This is a genomic window from Synechocystis sp. PCC 7509, assembly GCF_000332075.2.
Taxonomy (GTDB): domain Bacteria; phylum Cyanobacteriota; class Cyanobacteriia; order Cyanobacteriales; family Chroococcidiopsidaceae; genus Aliterella.
This window is the reverse complement of sequence record NZ_KI966369.1, coordinates 152,977-167,639: the sequence shown is the minus strand read 5'-3', so window position 1 is coordinate 167,639 and position 14,663 is coordinate 152,977. Positions and strand designations below refer to the sequence as shown.

The window sequence follows — 14,663 nt, the reverse complement described above, 5'->3', positions numbered from 1 at the left end:
TCTAGCGGAATTATTTCAGCCTACCATTTTTTGCAACACAACCCTTCTTCATAAGGATCTCTAAGCTCATCTTCGTAGACAAGCGAAGTAGTGGCTGCAAGTTTTTCGACTCTAGCTGCTTGACCAAGCTGATCGCGTAACACTGTCCCCAATGCGCCTCGCACACAATGATAAGCCCATGATGCCAGCGCATTTCCAGTGGTCAAGTTGAATGTAGCGATCGCCTTTTGGAAGCCCTCAAGCGCTGCTGAGTAAGCATCATCTGAGTCTAACCTAGGAATCGAGTTGATTTGCTTCCAAATCCATCTGTTATATCGCTTAAGAAGTTCGGCAAAGGCGCGATCTCCTGAGCGCTTTTCACTATGCGTTAATGCTTCTTTGTTTGGAGCGCAAAGCATTCTTTGACAAACTTCAATTAAATTTTGCTCGGTTTGAAGTGTAATTGTACTATTTAAGTTAGCCATGCTGTGTCTCAGTATTGCTTTTGGTCAGTACAAAACTTTTGTGTTTTGAAACAGATAATTCGGTGCAGAGATTCAAAGACTGAAATCGCCGGAGGTGGGAAAACATTTCTTCTCTGCTGTTTACTAAGTTAAGAACTCTGTATTGCTGGAGATATGCACTCTCCATTGCCGAGAGTTTAGCAAGTTAATTTTTTTTATTAGTAAAAGCTCCATTGCGTAGTGTTGCTTAAGGCTAAGAATTGCCGAAACTGCCTGCGGACAGCCTGGATTAGCTTGGGGATTTTTCATCGATTTAAATGATTTGCTTACTATTACATCAAAAACCGTTGCCCCATAAAAGGGCAATTAAGCAGTCACTAATTGTTAGTGCCGCAACAAGAAGTTAGTAGAGACTAATGCCTCTCCTGCAAGGGTTTTATCACCCAAGTTAATAATTGAATTTAGATCGTTTGTGAAATCAAAAACTACTGCAATCAGCACAGCACTAAGTAATTAGTGCTTGCTCGATCAAGAATTTATGATTTTTAAAAAAGCAGCAGTTGTAGCTCCGATTTATTAGCTACAGATTCATCTTATAGGATCTAGATTACCTGTCAAGCTAAATTGAACATTAAATATTAAGAATTGTAGTGTTCTCTGCCAACGCCTTAGAACCATCAGGGGTATGGATTTTTGCTCTCAAGCTAATTTTGCAATTGCCCTAGGCTTGTTATAAGTTCAGTCATTACAGATAAATATATAATTTATAATCATAACGGCTAGTGTTTATGATTATAAATTTATTTTAAAGTGGAGAAATAGCAAGAGCCATATTCGGAGCGAACAAGGAGGGGAAGGATAGCGGACGAGTGCGCTTCTACGCTATACATAGTCTGTTTGACTGTTGAGTTTAATCAAGCTACCAAAATTGTTTAAACGAAATACAAAAAATTTATAATCACAAACACAATTAGTTATGATTATAAAATTAAAAGTTGTTGATATATAGATCCTGTAAAGCAAATTACGCTAGTATTTTAGAAACTTAGTTTTTTACTAGAAATGTTGCTCCTAGTTTTCTAGATAACAACCTATCAAAATCCAGACTCTAAAAAAAGTTCTAAGGAAACTTAACTTTAACTGCCAATTTCTAGTATGATCTATTCAATTGAATAAGCTTCGTTGGTAGGGGAAAGTCTGTTAGCGCAGACTATTATCTTCCGCCACCGAAGGCTCCGACCAAACACCGTTTACATGGAGGTCAGAACGTCAATGCTCTTAGTAGTATTGTGCAACTTTAGTGTGCCTTTTGGCAAGTTATTTCCCAAAATAATTTCAAATTCTTTTGGTTCAAGGGCATTAGATAATGGCAGCATAGGAATTACAGCCATTGCAGCTACTTCTAAAATTGAGGCTGCTAGGCAATAAGTCTTAATAACATTGAGGATTATTTTAGAATGGAAACGTCTATCTATTCGTTAGCATGGCTAGGTCTAAGAATAAAAAGTAAGTGTGGTGATGATGTATATGAGCTAATTTACAGTTTAGATACAAATTTAAAACAAGTCCAACAGGTCAGCACTTCACTAAATTCAGTCAAGCTGACCATAAGTTGTGAGCAAATTGACCTGTTTGCTATTGAGGTTATAAAGTTACGGTTATTACATGGAGCTAAAAACTTAACCAACTCTATTTGTGCTGAGTTAACTCAAACTATTGTTGCTTCCTTTGATCGCTGCATGGTAATAGAACGCCTTTCCTCAAAAGCTTCTATCAATTCAAAAAAGGGCATATTTAAGTCATTTGCAATTTTACGTAAAGTATCAAGTGTAGGTGATATTCCACCATTGAACCATTTAGACCAATTACTTATTTGTATACCCGTGCGCTGTCTCAGATCCCTGTACGAGAGTTGCAAAAACTTTTCTTTACTTACGGACTCACATACATACATATGGCTTACAGCGATTTTGGCTTGTGTTATTGTATTTACTAACAGTTGTGTTATTCTAATAACTAACATAACACAGGCAATAAAATATTGGTTCACGCCAAGGTATTTTGTCAGCTAGTTTTCTTTGTACTAGCTAAGAAAGTTGTCTATGCCGATGTTAAATGTGTCCCCGCCTGGTGGAACAGGTTAGGGGGTTCTACAGTTACGCCAAACATTTACAAACAGAGCGCAACACTAATTATGAATATATCAAATCTAGAGAGTAATGGGGACTCTTTAGCTAAATTCTCGCAATTTTTTAGCAGGTATTTTTCTAAAGTGAAGTGTCTTCGTACACTTTCTTTAACCCAACAACGAATATTTACTGTAAAGTTCGATAGCGGTGTAGACCTCGTAAAAATTAAGGGGGCAGTGCAATGACTGCCGCCGTCAAAGAGGGAAGTGAATTAAGCCTGTTCGTTAGACGAGAAATAGACGACTACGGGTTAGACCCTTATGAATTTCGCATCTATGCCCGGATAACTCGCCGCGCTGGGAATGGGGAAGCGTGGGAGAGTCTTGCTAATATGGCGAGTGCTTGCTGTATGAGCTTAGGTAGGGCAAGGAAAGCTGTATCCTTGCTGAAGCTGGCTAAGTTAGTTGAAAGTATCGAACGCCCAGGCTACAGCACCCTTTATCGCTTAACGCCTCAGCATAAATGGGTGGAATGCGATCGCTTACAAGAACTTCGTGCATTTATTAATTTAAGGGCAAAGTCACCCACCCCTATCAGAAGTAATAGGGGTACTAAAAATGATAGCCCTACCAGAAGTGATAGAACCCCCCTATCAGATGCGATACCCCTACCCCTATCAGAAGTGATAGACGAAGGTATTCCATCTGAAGGTATTTCCCTTAAGGTAATCCCCCAATCCCCCCTTACTCCCCAAGGGGAAAAAACAGGGGAGGGGGAAGAAGTTAAGTCAAGTAGACAAATATTGGAGTTATCACAGCAACTAGCTCAATCGCTCACTGATGCTCTGAAACCCATATTTGCTTCTTTTGTAGCGGAAACCAAATCTGTCTTGTCAGAAATTAAGGAGCGGTCATTTCTAGCTAATAGTCAAGACAAAACTGAATCACTACCAAGGCAACGAAGTAAAAAAGCTGTACTTTCATCTGATATCGATTTGGCGGATTCAACAAGCTATTCGGTAAAAGCTCAAGAATTAAGTAAGGTGGAAGACTATTCGCAGCTAGTGGAAGAATTGGCGCGGATTGTTGGTGAAAGTGCTGAGAGTTTAGGGTCTAATTCAAATCTAACTAATGCGTTGAACCAAAACCCTGACAGTATTGAGCCAGCAATGCAGTATTTCAAGCAAGCGTTGGCTACTTGGAAAAAGAAACCAGGGTTAGGTTTATTTATTTCCGCAGTTAAAAAAGGACTCAAACCCGTTCCAACTAAGCCAGGGGGCGGATGGGGAGATTGGGCAAACGAGGCATTGAAGCGGCAGTTAATGCAGTTTTCTCAATCCCATGACGGGGATATCATGGTGTACTTTGTCGGCGGCCTTCAAAAGCTGTGGAGTGAAGTGCGGCATCTTGACTGGGTAGAAATTGAGGCACTGGTAGTTAGTTCAAGCAATGAGCTAGAGAGTGCCTAGAAACTGTTGGATAAGTTTGGAAGTTGGTTAATTCAATCTCTACATATTTGGCAAAACTATGATTAGTGTTACTGAAGAAATATCTTTGCTGACGAAGCAAGAAAATCAATTGCATACGAGTCTAGACAACCTACGCGGACAAAAAAGCAAAGTTAAAGAGCATAAACAGCTAGAAAAAGAGTTGACAGGGGTTTTAGAGAAACGACAGAACTTGCAAGCATGGGCGGTTTTTGAAGTAGGAATGCCCGTATATCGTCTTAATTCAAGCCAACTAGGAATCGTTAAGGAATTAAAAGTTACACCTGGGGGTATGGGTGTGGTTTGGGTAAGTTGGGATAACACAATTCAAATACCCGAACAGCCGAACTTGTTACTAATTGATGGTGCGGCGCTGGCAAAAATTATTGCGGTGGGCGATCGCATAAAAATTGTTGATGGTCACAAAGAAGCTGGCAAAAATTTTACGGTAGCTCGGCTGTTGGCGCTTGGAGCGGTAGAAACTACTGAGGAGATGGTTTTTGAGCGCGAGGAGTGGCAGAAAGTTGAAAAATCTTTTCAAAGCGAAGGCGAGAAGGATCTAAAACACAGTGCTGTATTTAACCAGGAAATTTTCATGGATAATCCGCCAACAGAAGAACTAGAAGAGCGAACACCAGAAAATACACTCACGATCGCTGTAACTGTCCAGCTTGAGGTATTAACCGAAGATGAGGAGAAAGAGCGGCATTGGTTGGAACGAAAGGTAGAACTAGCATTCGTTGAAGCTGGTACAGCATTACGTCGATTAAGAGATGAGCGGCTTTATCGCTCTACTCATAAAACTTTTGAAGCTTACTGCCGCGACCGATTTGGATTTACACGCCGTCGTCCTTATCAGCTAATTGATGCTGCAAATGTTATAGAAAATTTGTGTACCAATGGTACACAAATTTTGCCAAGTAGTGAACGTCAAATACGTGACTTGATTGAGCTAAACCCCAAAGAGCAATGCAAAGTATGGCAACAGGCTGTAGATGAATCTGGCGGCAAAGTTCCCAGTGGTCGCATTGTCAAAGGCATTGTTGAACGCCTCAAAGAAAAGCCTTTGGTTAAAGCCAGTGATTTTTGCCAAATCGGTGGTGTGTTTATCCTAACTAGATTAGAAGGCAATGAACGTAAATATAATGGCTGCTGGGCGATCGCATCGGAGCTAAGAGAATTTACAGTAGTAGTTGACGTTTATGACGGAGAGTTTGCTGTGAAGCCTGAAAATCTTAACTCCATTGATTTACCAGATGTACGCCGTCAGTTACCAGAGACGCTCAAACGGATTAGACGGTTGCGAGAAAGTGGGTTGTTAGATCGTTGCGTATATACAGTCTTAGAATCTTTCGGTAGGCAAACCTATCTAACGGATTTTGAAGCCGAATTACTGACTTTTATGGAGCAACGTTATGGAATTGAAAATTGAGACAAACCAAGCTAAAAGGAGTAACAAAGCAATTACCTATCAGGCGATCGGCTGGGTTATCGGCAATTATCAACCGAGTGCGGACAATCCAGATTGTGGAGTGCTGGTCACTCCTGACGGTGTTGCTATCCCTGCACAATTAAAGGGGCGCTTGCATCATCAACTGAACAAGAAGTTTCCCAATTACAGCACAAAGCTAGATTTGTTCCCAAAGGATGCTTTATGGACAGTTTACCCAAGCACAGAGCCACTAAATTTTTTACTGGTCAACATTAACACGCTAGAATCAACTGGCTTGTCTTCTCCTAAGCTAAAGAAAGACAATCAAAGAAAAGTTAATGGGTTTAAGCTAGTAGGGCAAATCGAGTCGGTGGAAGATGGAAGGATTACTATCGTCATTCGGCGGAACGACCAGCGACGTAAAGGTAAAAAGCATGGCTTGAAATATCAACCCTTTGTCTTACAAATTGTAGGGAGTTTGCCTGTGGAAGCTGTAGGGCAAATTTGGGAACTAGAAGTAAAACGGCAAAAAGCAAAATTGGTTTTGGCGAAGGGATGTTGTGTGCGTGGTTCCCTAGGGAAGCCGAAGCTAGTAGAGCATAAGCGAGAGAACGTTTGCACGAGTACAAAGGCTGCAACCGATACGTTGCCACAAGAGAGTAAAGCTATGGCAGCACTATAGCCAAAACACCGACCCACTTCATTGGATGAAAACAGATTCCGTCGTGGCTTATGCAACAGCTAAAGATGGTTATAGTCCTGACAAAATTCATCAAATTTTGTTGGACGACTTAACCTTAATTGAAAATTTGACAGTGGGATCGCACCTCTTGTGTACTAATTACTTATTACGCTATTAAGGTCTAGTCCATCCTCATGACTTAAGCAAATTAACGCTTACGCAGTCGAAGCAACCTTATCCTTAAAAGACTTCCCCGCAGAAAAAGCAGGGACGCGAGTTGCTGGGATAGCAATTGATTTACCTGTGCTGGGGTTACGGCCTTCACGGGCTTGGCGTTCGCGCGGCTCAAAGGAGCCAAAACCGACAAAAGTTACTTTATTCCCACTTGCAACTGCTAGCATAATTTCCTCTACTATGGCAGTCAAGATGGTATCAGTTTCTTTCTTGCTAACATTGGTTTTTTGGGCGATCGCATCAACTAATTCAGCTTTATTCATAACCTTTGTAACTCCTAACACCGTTGCTATTCTATGGGCAGGTGCTAGAGAGTGCAAGCGTACTCCTTGAGAATACTCATTTATTAGAGTTGATTGTACTCTTAAGCTTTCCCTCCCTCGCGATCTTCTTCGCTGCGGAAGGTTGGTCACAAGCTATCTTCGCGGCGCTGAAAATTACTTTTGATAATGATAGTTTGAATAAGTAATGCTGCGCTCATGCCGCTACAAGCTATTGTAGAAACAGGTGAGCGCGTTTTCCTTGATTGTGATGAGTAAGGCTGATGATGCCCTGGAGACAAAATTTTCCCCCCACGACGACCTGCACCTATTGCAGCCCCAAAGTCTTGTCCAACATCCAGCCGCAGTATATCTTTCCCAGTTACGTCCTAAGTCGCAGCAAACGATGGGACGGAACTTAGACCTGATTGCCAATCTCCTGACCCAAGGACAGTGCGATCGCCTCACCTTAGACTGGAGCAAATTGCGTTATCATCATACAGCAGCAATAAGAGCGGTACTGGTTACGAAGTTTGCTCCCTCAACGGTCAATCAAATGCTGTGCGCTCTACGCCGAGTGTTAAAGGAAGCCAAGAAACTCAAGTTAATGTCGCCAAGCGATTATACAGACGCTGTGGATATTGAAAATGTTAGATTCACTAAGGAATTACGGGGTAGAGCGCTGAAGCCTGCCGAGATTGTTGCAATTATGCAAGTTATCAAGACTGATTTGACTGCTGCTGGGAGGAGAGACTCGGCGCTGTTTATTATCCTCATGGGTTCGGGGGTGAGGAGGCAGGAGGTAGTGTCTATAGACTTAAGCGATTTTGACCCTAGTAGTGGTGCAATCAAGGTGCGCGGTGGTAAAGGCGGTAAAGACCGGACCGTGTACTTGCCTAGTAGCGGGATGAAGGCAGTGTCAGCTTGGCTAGAAGTTAGAGGAGTCAAAGCAGGTCCTTTGTTATATCCAGTTAGTAAAAGTCATCGGGTGATGAGGCGACGCTTGACTGACCAATCAGTGTTGTATATTCTCCAGAAACGAGCAAAGCAGGCTGGGGTAGACTCCTTCTCTCCCCATGATTGCCGCCGCACATTTATTTCGTCTTTACTAGACGCGGGAGCCGACTTAGTAACGGTTTCTCAATTAGCAGGTCATGCCAATCCTATGACTACAGCTAAGTATGACCGTAGAGGTGAGGCAGCCAAACGTCAAGCTGTAGAATTATTGCACATTCCTTACGATGAATGATTCAAGCATGGAGCAATTACGCTGCGGTAACGCCGATCTAAGTCAATAGGATTTCCCGTTTGTTATACTGCTGAGTCTTCCTCAACGGCGGCACTTGACATACTATATTTACCAGCAAGCCCTCGATACCATTTTCCTCTCTTCGCACCCACTGATAGGACATTGGAGACACGTTCTCGCGCCTTAGTTCTTAACTCTTTTGGGATCTCCTCGACAAAAAGGGCATCTAGTATTGTTGTAATCTCTAATACCTGCTCTTGTTGCTGTTGCATAACTTCAGCGACAGCCTCTGCTAGACTAGCGTTGCTAAAGTCATCTTTTAGGTACTGCTGCCAAGTATCTGCTTCCTTATTTACGTTTTTGGTGGGTAAAGATTTTTTATTTGACTTGCTAGTAGAAGATAGGTTTTTCTTTCCTTGTCGCTTTTGAGTGGATGGCGCAGCTTCGGTAGTATCTACCGTTGTATCCTCTAATTCTGGAGTTGCCACTTCTGAAACAGGGGGTTTTTCTTGTTCTTCAAAAACTGGGGTTGGTGTGACTACAGGTGTAGAAACGGCAGTATCTACAGAAGGAAATAGGCTGATGACGTTTTTGAGACTGTGACGTTGTTCTTGAATCGATTGGAGTTGAGCCGCTAACTGGGCTTCCGCCACTGCTAAGTCAGCATCAACTTCTAAAAGTTTGGCAACGATGGAGTCAGATGAAGGAGAAGAAATGGAGGAGTTTTGCACCGCAAATAATAACTTAAGTTGAATAAGTATAAAGGTTTATTTCCTATTATGCACTTGCTGGTAACAACTAGAAAAATGTTATCTGGCAGTTTTATATGTTTTCGGCAAAGTTTTCAAACGCCAGTTAGAAGGCGCAAGCCAGTAGTTATCAGAAATTTCTGGCAAGCGGGGAGACAACAAATAAGCACCCAAAAGATAGTCGATGATATTTTCATCACTGCTAATGCCAGAAAAAGCTTTGATTTGCTCAAAAGTCAGTAAAAAAGTCTCCTCACGCTTGCGTTCAATCGCTTGATACTCAATTTGAAAGGAAGCAGGCATGGCAGAGGATGTGGCGTAATAATTCCACAGCAGGCAGCACTCGTGCAAAGACAGACTGGCAGTTTGTAGCAACAAAGCAGCGCGGTAATACAGCCCAGAACGGCGGAGCATATATGGGTGAACCGGAATTGGCAAACTAGCAACAACGCCAGCTTGGTAAACGATATGGTGCAAAGAGCGATCGCTTAATCTTTGTTGTCTTTCGCTTTCTAGAATCCAATCAGTTTTGCAATGCTCGGCTAATTCCTGCAAAATCTCGACTTCCGCAGGACACAAAGGCTGTTGGTTGACTACGATTTGCGGTTGAATGCGGAGAGATTTGGAGCGATTGCGGACAACCAGCAAATTATTGGCAGCTTTATTAAGGTCACACCAGCGCAGCCAGCAGATTTCTGATGGTTGTAGCGCTTGGCAAAAGAGCAGTTATGCTCTACTAAACATTTATACTAAACAACAACAACAACAAACATATTTAGTTGCGTAGTGTAAAGATAGGTAGCTACAAAATTTACTTTTCACAACGATCTAAAATTATATATTGTTTAATACATGAGACTGACACTGCAAAAAGGTATTGACCCGCTTTCGCAAGAGACAATCTGGCTAGTGCTAGATGAGGAATACCAAATAGTAGAGCCGATTCAACGATATCTAACTTATCTATGTGGCTCTAAGTCGCCGAATACAGTAGAAAGTTACGGTTATGACCTCAAAGCCTGGTGGCAATTTCTTGACCACAGGCACTTAGATTGGCGCACCGTGCAAGTGTTAGATTTAGAAGACTTCGCCTATTGGCTGAGGGTTGGAGATACTTCTAGAGTAGTATCCATACAACCTGTAGAAGCAAAAAAGTCAGAGCGGAGTATCAATCGAGCAATCACCGCTATTACTGGATTTTACGAATACCACATTGCTAACCAGACAATTGATTTTAAGCAGTTTGATAGGTTCTATATGCCTTATGGGTTAGCCAAGAAAGGCTTACTAACGGGCATTGCTAAAAGCAAACCAACTAGGCAGAAGCTAGTCAAGCTCAAAGAGCCGAAGAAGTTCGTTGGTTGCCTAACCAACGAGCAAATAGAAACTCTGGTTAATGCTTGTCCGAAGCTCAGAGATAAACTAATTATTCTCATGCTCAACGGTACGGGAATGAGGAAGGGAGAGCTATTAGGACTATGCCATGATGACATAGGTGACTTTGATGATAATAGCATTAGGGTAGTGCAGCGACTCAATCCCAACGGCGCAAGAGCAAAGGGGCAAGAGCGAGTTATACCAGTAACGCCAGAACTACTCCAGATGTATAACGATTACCTGATTTATGAGTATCCAGCAGTTGAATCAGACTATGTATTTATCAACATCTGGAAAGGTGATGTTGGTATGCCAATCAAGCCGAAAGTTCTCAATACTATGTTTTCTCGGCTTGCCAAAAAGATAGGCATAGAGGTTTATCCGCATCTGTTTCGCCACACCTACGCAACTCGTCTTTTGAAAGCGGATTATCCGCCAGAGCGAGTGAAATATCTACTCGGACATACCAGTATCCAGACCACCCTAGATATTTATTCCCACGTCATTACAACAACCGATTTGATGGCGGTAATTGAACAAGAGAAAGAAGAATGAGTATGAGTAATTTATTCAACTTAAATTTAGAAGAAGATGATTGGCTGACTGCTCAAAATATAGAGACAAAGCAATTACTTAAGAATCCGCTTTTACAGAAAGATATTTGGCGGACAATTGAAGACTTAAAACTCAAAGTCAATGAGCATGATAAAGTTCTAATTATCAGATTTGAGTCAATAGAGCAGGATTGGTTAAAGCTACTGGCTAAATTGTATATTTTAATTAGAAGCCAGCGCAACTTAGTTGCTGATTATTTATACAGTGAAGTTCGCTACCTAAAAAGATTTTCGCAATTGATTAAAAACAAATCTATCTCAAGTGCAGAACAAATTAACAATCATTTGTTTGAAGAATTTGGTTATTATTTACGGTCATTGAAGCTATCACAGACTTCAATATCACTTCATTACATGACCCTAATTAACTTCTTTAACATATGCCGTCAAGAAGGATGGTTAGAAGTTAACACTTATTGGTTCAAGGGTAAATGCAAAAGAGCTAGTCCCAAAAATGACGAGATTGAGTACATTCCCGAAGAAGTATGGCAGCAATTAGACACACATCTCCACCATCTTCCCGAACCGATTCAACGAATGGTACTGGTAATTAGAGGGACTGGTTTGCGAATTGGAGAATTACTTAATCTACCTCTGGATTGCCTGCGGCAGAGAGGTAAACAGTGGCGGTTGCGACTTCTAACACAGAAGTATCAAACGGAAGATGAACTACCCATCTGTCCTGAATTAGTAGCATTGATACAGGAACAGCAGGATTATATTAGACACCATTTTGGAGATACCTACGATAAATTATTCGGGAGTAATAGGGGAGGAAATTACTATCAACCAGTTCCTAGAGTGACGCACGCAAGCACATTTAACGCGTGGCTGAATAGGTTAGGAAAGAAATACAATATTTGCACTAGGGATAGTCAACTTTGGCATTTCAAGTCCCATCAATTTAGGAAAACTCTCGCTACTGTTATGACCAACGCGGGAGTAAGAGATTTAATTATTCAAAAATATCTTAGACATCGTTCTCCAGATATGCAGAACTACTACAAACATTTACTCAAACAAGTTTTGGGAGATGAATATCGAGAGTTGATGAAAGAAATCAAGTATGTTGATAGCACTGGTAAATTAGTTTCTAGTCATACACCTAAAAATCCTATTACTGAGTTGCTACGGCGCAAAATGTATCAAATTACAACTCAGTATGGTGAATGCCATCGACCAGTATTAAAGTCTCTCTGTCAAACAGTTAATGCTTGTTGGCGGTGCGAACACTGGCAGACATCTACCGACGATTTAAATGCTCTTACTGATGACCTTCAACGCATAGAAGCAGAGTTAGAAATAATAACCAAACTAGAGATGCTAAGGCAACAACAAGGATTAACCAGCGACCAGCAAAGTTTAGCCATTCGGATTCAAGGTTTGGAGAAAATCAATGATAGAAGTTAACTGGAAGAAAGATTATCAAGATGACTTTAATTGTCCTCGCTGTAATCATAGCAAAATGAAGCACGCTGGATTTAGGAATGGTATAAAGCAGTTTAGCTGTATAAAATGTCGGCAGGGAACCATCGTATCTATTACTTTAAATCAACGCTCTAAGTTTTTAAATTTTGCTTCTAAGCCAAGACACGAAACAATAGATTGGGAAAAAAATTATAATCAAGGAAAATTTATTTGTCCCAGTTGCAAAAGCTTAGGAGTTAGTCTTGAGAAAAAAACAAAGCATAAGAAGAACCAATGGAAGTTTTATTGTCAGGCTTGTCCTAAGACATATCCGGTATCCTGTCACATAGATATCCGAGCTATAGCTGACCCAATCAACCAAGGAGTTATTTGGCACACTAGCCATAAAATCAAAAACTTTGTTTGTTCTAAATGTCAAGCAGAAAATATTTATTTCGTTACATTGGACTATGAAAAAAATGGTAAAAAATTATTTCAGTGTAGAACTTGTAAATCTATAATCAAAGATTCAATTGACTTAACTCTTAACAATATTCGTCGCTGGAGTGGTAGGCACACGCCAGTAAAAACTTTTAATTGGTCAGAAGACCAGTGGGATTTAAGGTCAATTAATCCTGAGTTTAATCCATTAGATCTAAAATATTCAACCATTAACTTTACTGCAATTCAGCCAGATTGGTTTAAGCAAGAAGTTAAAAAATACATTCAACACGTAAGCAAGACTGGTAATGCCTTTGGTACAGTTGCACAGTATCTAATTAGTTTACGAAGTTTTTCTGTTTATTTGAATCAAAAGAAAATAAGTGGCTTTCAACAAATTAATCGTAGTCTTATACTTGATTATTTAATCCAAGAAAAAACAGCAATTAAATCTAGATTAGGAACTTTACGCAGCTTTTTTACAGCAGGTACAGTCAGAGGTTGGTTTAATATTGATCCAGATATTATCCGCGCTGAAGATTATCCCAAACAACATATTAAGAATCCTGACCCTTTATCAGATACGGTACGCAAACAAATTGAGCAAAACCTGTCTAAACTCCCCGATCCACTTGCGCGGATGTGGATTATTTGCTACTTCACTGCAATGCGCGTCTCAGAATTAGCTCTACTTCGCCGTGATTGTTTGGTACAAGAAGGGCAGCAATGGAAACTAGTTTGGCATCGAAAAAAGACCAATGACTATCACGAAGTCCCAATTAGTAGAACCATTGCCAAAGTAGTTCAAGAACAACAAGAGTATATTCAAAATCTTTGGGAAGAAAATTGGGATTATCTTTTTTGTCATTATCATGGCTTATTTATGGCAGACTTATCGCAGCTAAAACTAGAGCCAGTTAAAAGGATAATTCCTACAGCATCAAAGCACCCACTCATAGCAGGTATTCGTTGTTTAATTCAAACTCTCGATCTTCGTGATGAAAACGGTAAAAGGGCTGAGTTTACTGCCAAAATCCTTAGACCAACTCGCTTAACGCAATTATTTGAGCAAGGACACGACTTATCAGTAGTTAGTGCTTGGGCGGGTCACAAACATTTTGCCACCACCAGTACCTACTACACTTTCGTTAGTTGCGAACTGATAGAGCGAGAAGCAGGGCATATTCAGAAAGCACTGGTAAATAGCGATGGACATCATCTACCTTATGAGTCTTTACCCAAGTCTTTTTGGAAAACTCCAACTCCTCACAAATTGGAATTATCAGGAACGCATATTAACACTCCTATCTATGGCTTTTGCGGACTGCCACTAGAGCAAGATTGCCATAAGTTTAGGGCTTGTTATACCTGTAGTTCTTTCGTTGCCGTTCCCGAAAAATTACCTCAATACATTCTCACCCGCGACGAATTGAGAGCAAAACAGTCCAATGCTTTAGATTGTGGACAAGAGGTATTAGTTGAACAATTTGGGCGGCAAGCCGACCAATTAGACAAAATTATTGCTGGTTTGCAGGAGGCAGCATGAAGAAAGAAGATACTAAGGAAACTCGCATTGAAACTCTAAAAAAAACACAACAGTTTCGGAAACAGGATTCTCTAGAAAGGGTCTACAAAGCAATTGAACGCTTACAGAAAATAGGGGCAAAGATTAACTTTCATACTGTTGCCAAAGAAGCTAATTTGAGTGTCTCCTATCTTTACAAATATCCAGAACTAAAGCAGCAAGTCGCCCTGCTTCGTAGCCAGCAGTCTTCTATGTCTCTAAGTCCAGTGGCCAAACCCACTTCTTCTCAGTCCAAAGTAATTAGTCGTCTCAAAGACCGTATTCACCAATTGGAAAAGGTGAATCAGGAACTTCGACGCAAGAATGAAGCCTTAGCAGGACAGGTTTACCGAGTTCACCATTTACAGGCACAAGTGGAACGACAGCAACAGACTATTGTTGACTTGCAGAAAAAACTGATTGATGCCTGCTCTGAGAAAAATCTTGCACTTGTAACACCCATTTCTAGCAACAGGAATTCTGTTGTTACTGACCAAATTAAAGCCCAATTAGCTGCTTGACTGACAAAAGTATTAGAGGCTAGGACAAAGACTAGGCGGGAAGTCGAAGCTAGTTTAAGCTGAACAGTTACCACA

At 40.9% G+C, this 14,663-nt stretch carries 15 protein-coding genes; 10 read left to right on the top strand and 5 right to left on the bottom strand.

Annotation, left to right across the window (positions count from 1 at the left end; genetic code table 11):
• Positions 1–20 precede the first annotated feature (20 nt).
• Together SYN7509_RS0223735 and SYN7509_RS30365 are read right to left on the bottom strand one after the other, a co-directional pair.
• On the bottom strand, positions 21–464 hold the full coding sequence (locus SYN7509_RS0223735) for a sigma factor (protein ID WP_028954575.1): 444 nt from the start codon (positions 462–464) through the stop codon (positions 21–23).
• 1,229 nt (positions 465–1,693) lie between these two features.
• The gene (locus SYN7509_RS30365; RefSeq protein WP_158506201.1) at positions 1,694–1,834 is read right to left on the bottom strand and encodes a hypothetical protein; all 141 of its coding nucleotides are present in this window, start codon (positions 1,832–1,834) and stop codon (positions 1,694–1,696) included.
• 66 nt (positions 1,835–1,900) lie between these two features.
• Between SYN7509_RS30365 and SYN7509_RS31960 the strand changes: the two genes are divergently transcribed.
• From SYN7509_RS31960 to SYN7509_RS30360, 5 genes are all read left to right on the top strand, one after another.
• Complete coding sequence (locus SYN7509_RS31960; RefSeq protein ID WP_009630535.1) at positions 1,901–2,515, top strand: hypothetical protein; 615 nt, start codon at positions 1,901–1,903, stop codon at positions 2,513–2,515.
• A gap of 298 nt (positions 2,516–2,813) precedes the next feature.
• Positions 2,814–4,040: a hypothetical protein gene (locus tag SYN7509_RS27955; protein WP_051482690.1), complete on the top strand. Its 1,227-nt coding sequence runs from the start codon at positions 2,814–2,816 to the stop codon at positions 4,038–4,040.
• A 58-nt stretch (positions 4,041–4,098) separates the two neighbouring features.
• Entirely contained in the window at positions 4,099–5,490 is a 1,392-nt protein-coding gene (locus SYN7509_RS0223705; protein WP_009630521.1) for a hypothetical protein, read from the top strand.
• On the top strand, positions 5,474–6,172 hold the full coding sequence (locus SYN7509_RS0223700; protein WP_009630522.1) for a hypothetical protein: 699 nt from the start codon (positions 5,474–5,476) through the stop codon (positions 6,170–6,172). Before SYN7509_RS0223705 ends, SYN7509_RS0223700 begins: the two co-directional genes overlap by 17 nt.
• 25 nt (positions 6,173–6,197) lie before the next feature.
• Entirely contained in the window at positions 6,198–6,350 is a 153-nt protein-coding gene (locus SYN7509_RS30360; RefSeq protein ID WP_009630523.1) for a hypothetical protein, read from the top strand.
• A gap of 37 nt (positions 6,351–6,387) precedes the next feature.
• On the opposite strand, the gene SYN7509_RS0223690 is transcribed toward SYN7509_RS30360, so the two are convergent.
• Positions 6,388–6,669: an HU family DNA-binding protein gene (locus tag SYN7509_RS0223690; protein ID WP_028954571.1), complete on the bottom strand. Its 282-nt coding sequence runs from the start codon at positions 6,667–6,669 to the stop codon at positions 6,388–6,390.
• A gap of 244 nt (positions 6,670–6,913) precedes the next feature.
• On the opposite strand from SYN7509_RS0223690, the gene SYN7509_RS0223685 reads away from it, so the two are divergent.
• Positions 6,914–7,915, top strand: coding sequence for a tyrosine-type recombinase/integrase (locus tag SYN7509_RS0223685; protein ID WP_202807380.1), 1,002 nt, complete (start codon positions 6,914–6,916; stop codon positions 7,913–7,915).
• Between the two features lie 62 nt (positions 7,916–7,977).
• On the opposite strand, the gene SYN7509_RS0223680 is transcribed toward SYN7509_RS0223685, so the two are convergent.
• Both SYN7509_RS0223680 and SYN7509_RS27185 read right to left on the bottom strand, forming a co-directional pair.
• Positions 7,978–8,646: a hypothetical protein gene (locus tag SYN7509_RS0223680; protein ID WP_009630526.1), complete on the bottom strand. Its 669-nt coding sequence runs from the start codon at positions 8,644–8,646 to the stop codon at positions 7,978–7,980.
• Between the two features lie 78 nt (positions 8,647–8,724).
• Positions 8,725–9,390 carry a tyrosine-type recombinase/integrase gene (locus SYN7509_RS27185; RefSeq protein ID WP_084610810.1) on the bottom strand — a complete coding sequence of 222 codons (666 nt, stop codon included), beginning with the start codon at positions 9,388–9,390 and terminating at the stop codon, positions 8,725–8,727.
• Positions 9,391–9,516: 126 nt separating this feature from the next.
• On the opposite strand from SYN7509_RS27185, the gene SYN7509_RS0223670 reads away from it, so the two are divergent.
• Genes SYN7509_RS0223670 through SYN7509_RS27180 form a run of 4 tightly spaced genes read left to right on the top strand, consistent with a single transcriptional unit; the run spans position 9,517 to position 14,588 of the window.
• Positions 9,517–10,596, top strand: a complete 1,080-nt coding sequence (locus tag SYN7509_RS0223670; RefSeq protein WP_009630528.1) for a tyrosine-type recombinase/integrase — start codon at positions 9,517–9,519, stop codon at positions 10,594–10,596.
• 2 nt (positions 10,597–10,598) lie between these two features.
• Positions 10,599–12,065, top strand: coding sequence for a tyrosine-type recombinase/integrase (locus SYN7509_RS0223665; protein ID WP_051482704.1), 1,467 nt, complete (start codon positions 10,599–10,601; stop codon positions 12,063–12,065).
• A complete protein-coding gene (locus SYN7509_RS0223660) occupies positions 12,052–14,049 on the top strand; it encodes a tyrosine-type recombinase/integrase (protein WP_009630530.1) in 1,998 nt (665 codons plus the stop codon). The genes SYN7509_RS0223665 and SYN7509_RS0223660 overlap by 14 nt, the downstream gene beginning before the upstream one ends.
• Positions 14,046–14,588, top strand: coding sequence for a DUF6262 family protein (locus tag SYN7509_RS27180; protein WP_009630531.1), 543 nt, complete (start codon positions 14,046–14,048; stop codon positions 14,586–14,588). Before SYN7509_RS0223660 ends, SYN7509_RS27180 begins: the two co-directional genes overlap by 4 nt.
• The last annotated feature ends 75 nt before the right edge of the window (positions 14,589–14,663 follow it).

Bases quoted from the DNA above. Each gene is read 5' to 3' on its own strand.
- SYN7509_RS0223690 (WP_028954571.1), bottom strand. From the start codon at position 6,669: ATGAATAAAGCTGAATTAGTTGATGCGATCGCCCAAAAAACCAATGTT.
- SYN7509_RS0223705 (WP_009630521.1), top strand. From the start codon at position 4,099: ATGATTAGTGTTACTGAAGAAATATCTTTGCTGACGAAGCAAGAAAAT.
- SYN7509_RS0223700 (WP_009630522.1), top strand. From the start codon at position 5,474: ATGGAATTGAAAATTGAGACAAACCAAGCTAAAAGGAGTAACAAAGCA.
- SYN7509_RS27180 (WP_009630531.1), top strand. From the start codon at position 14,046: ATGAAGAAAGAAGATACTAAGGAAACTCGCATTGAAACTCTAAAAAAA.
- SYN7509_RS0223665 (WP_051482704.1), top strand. From the start codon at position 10,599: ATGAGTAATTTATTCAACTTAAATTTAGAAGAAGATGATTGGCTGACT.
- SYN7509_RS30360 (WP_009630523.1), top strand. From the start codon at position 6,198: ATGAAAACAGATTCCGTCGTGGCTTATGCAACAGCTAAAGATGGTTAT.
- SYN7509_RS30365 (WP_158506201.1), bottom strand. From the start codon at position 1,834: ATGGCTGTAATTCCTATGCTGCCATTATCTAATGCCCTTGAACCAAAA.
- SYN7509_RS0223670 (WP_009630528.1), top strand. From the start codon at position 9,517: ATGAGACTGACACTGCAAAAAGGTATTGACCCGCTTTCGCAAGAGACA.
- SYN7509_RS0223735 (WP_028954575.1), bottom strand. From the start codon at position 464: ATGGCTAACTTAAATAGTACAATTACACTTCAAACCGAGCAAAATTTA.
- SYN7509_RS31960 (WP_009630535.1), top strand. From the start codon at position 1,901: ATGGAAACGTCTATCTATTCGTTAGCATGGCTAGGTCTAAGAATAAAA.
- SYN7509_RS27955 (WP_051482690.1), top strand. From the start codon at position 2,814: ATGACTGCCGCCGTCAAAGAGGGAAGTGAATTAAGCCTGTTCGTTAGA.
- SYN7509_RS0223660 (WP_009630530.1), top strand. From the start codon at position 12,052: ATGATAGAAGTTAACTGGAAGAAAGATTATCAAGATGACTTTAATTGT.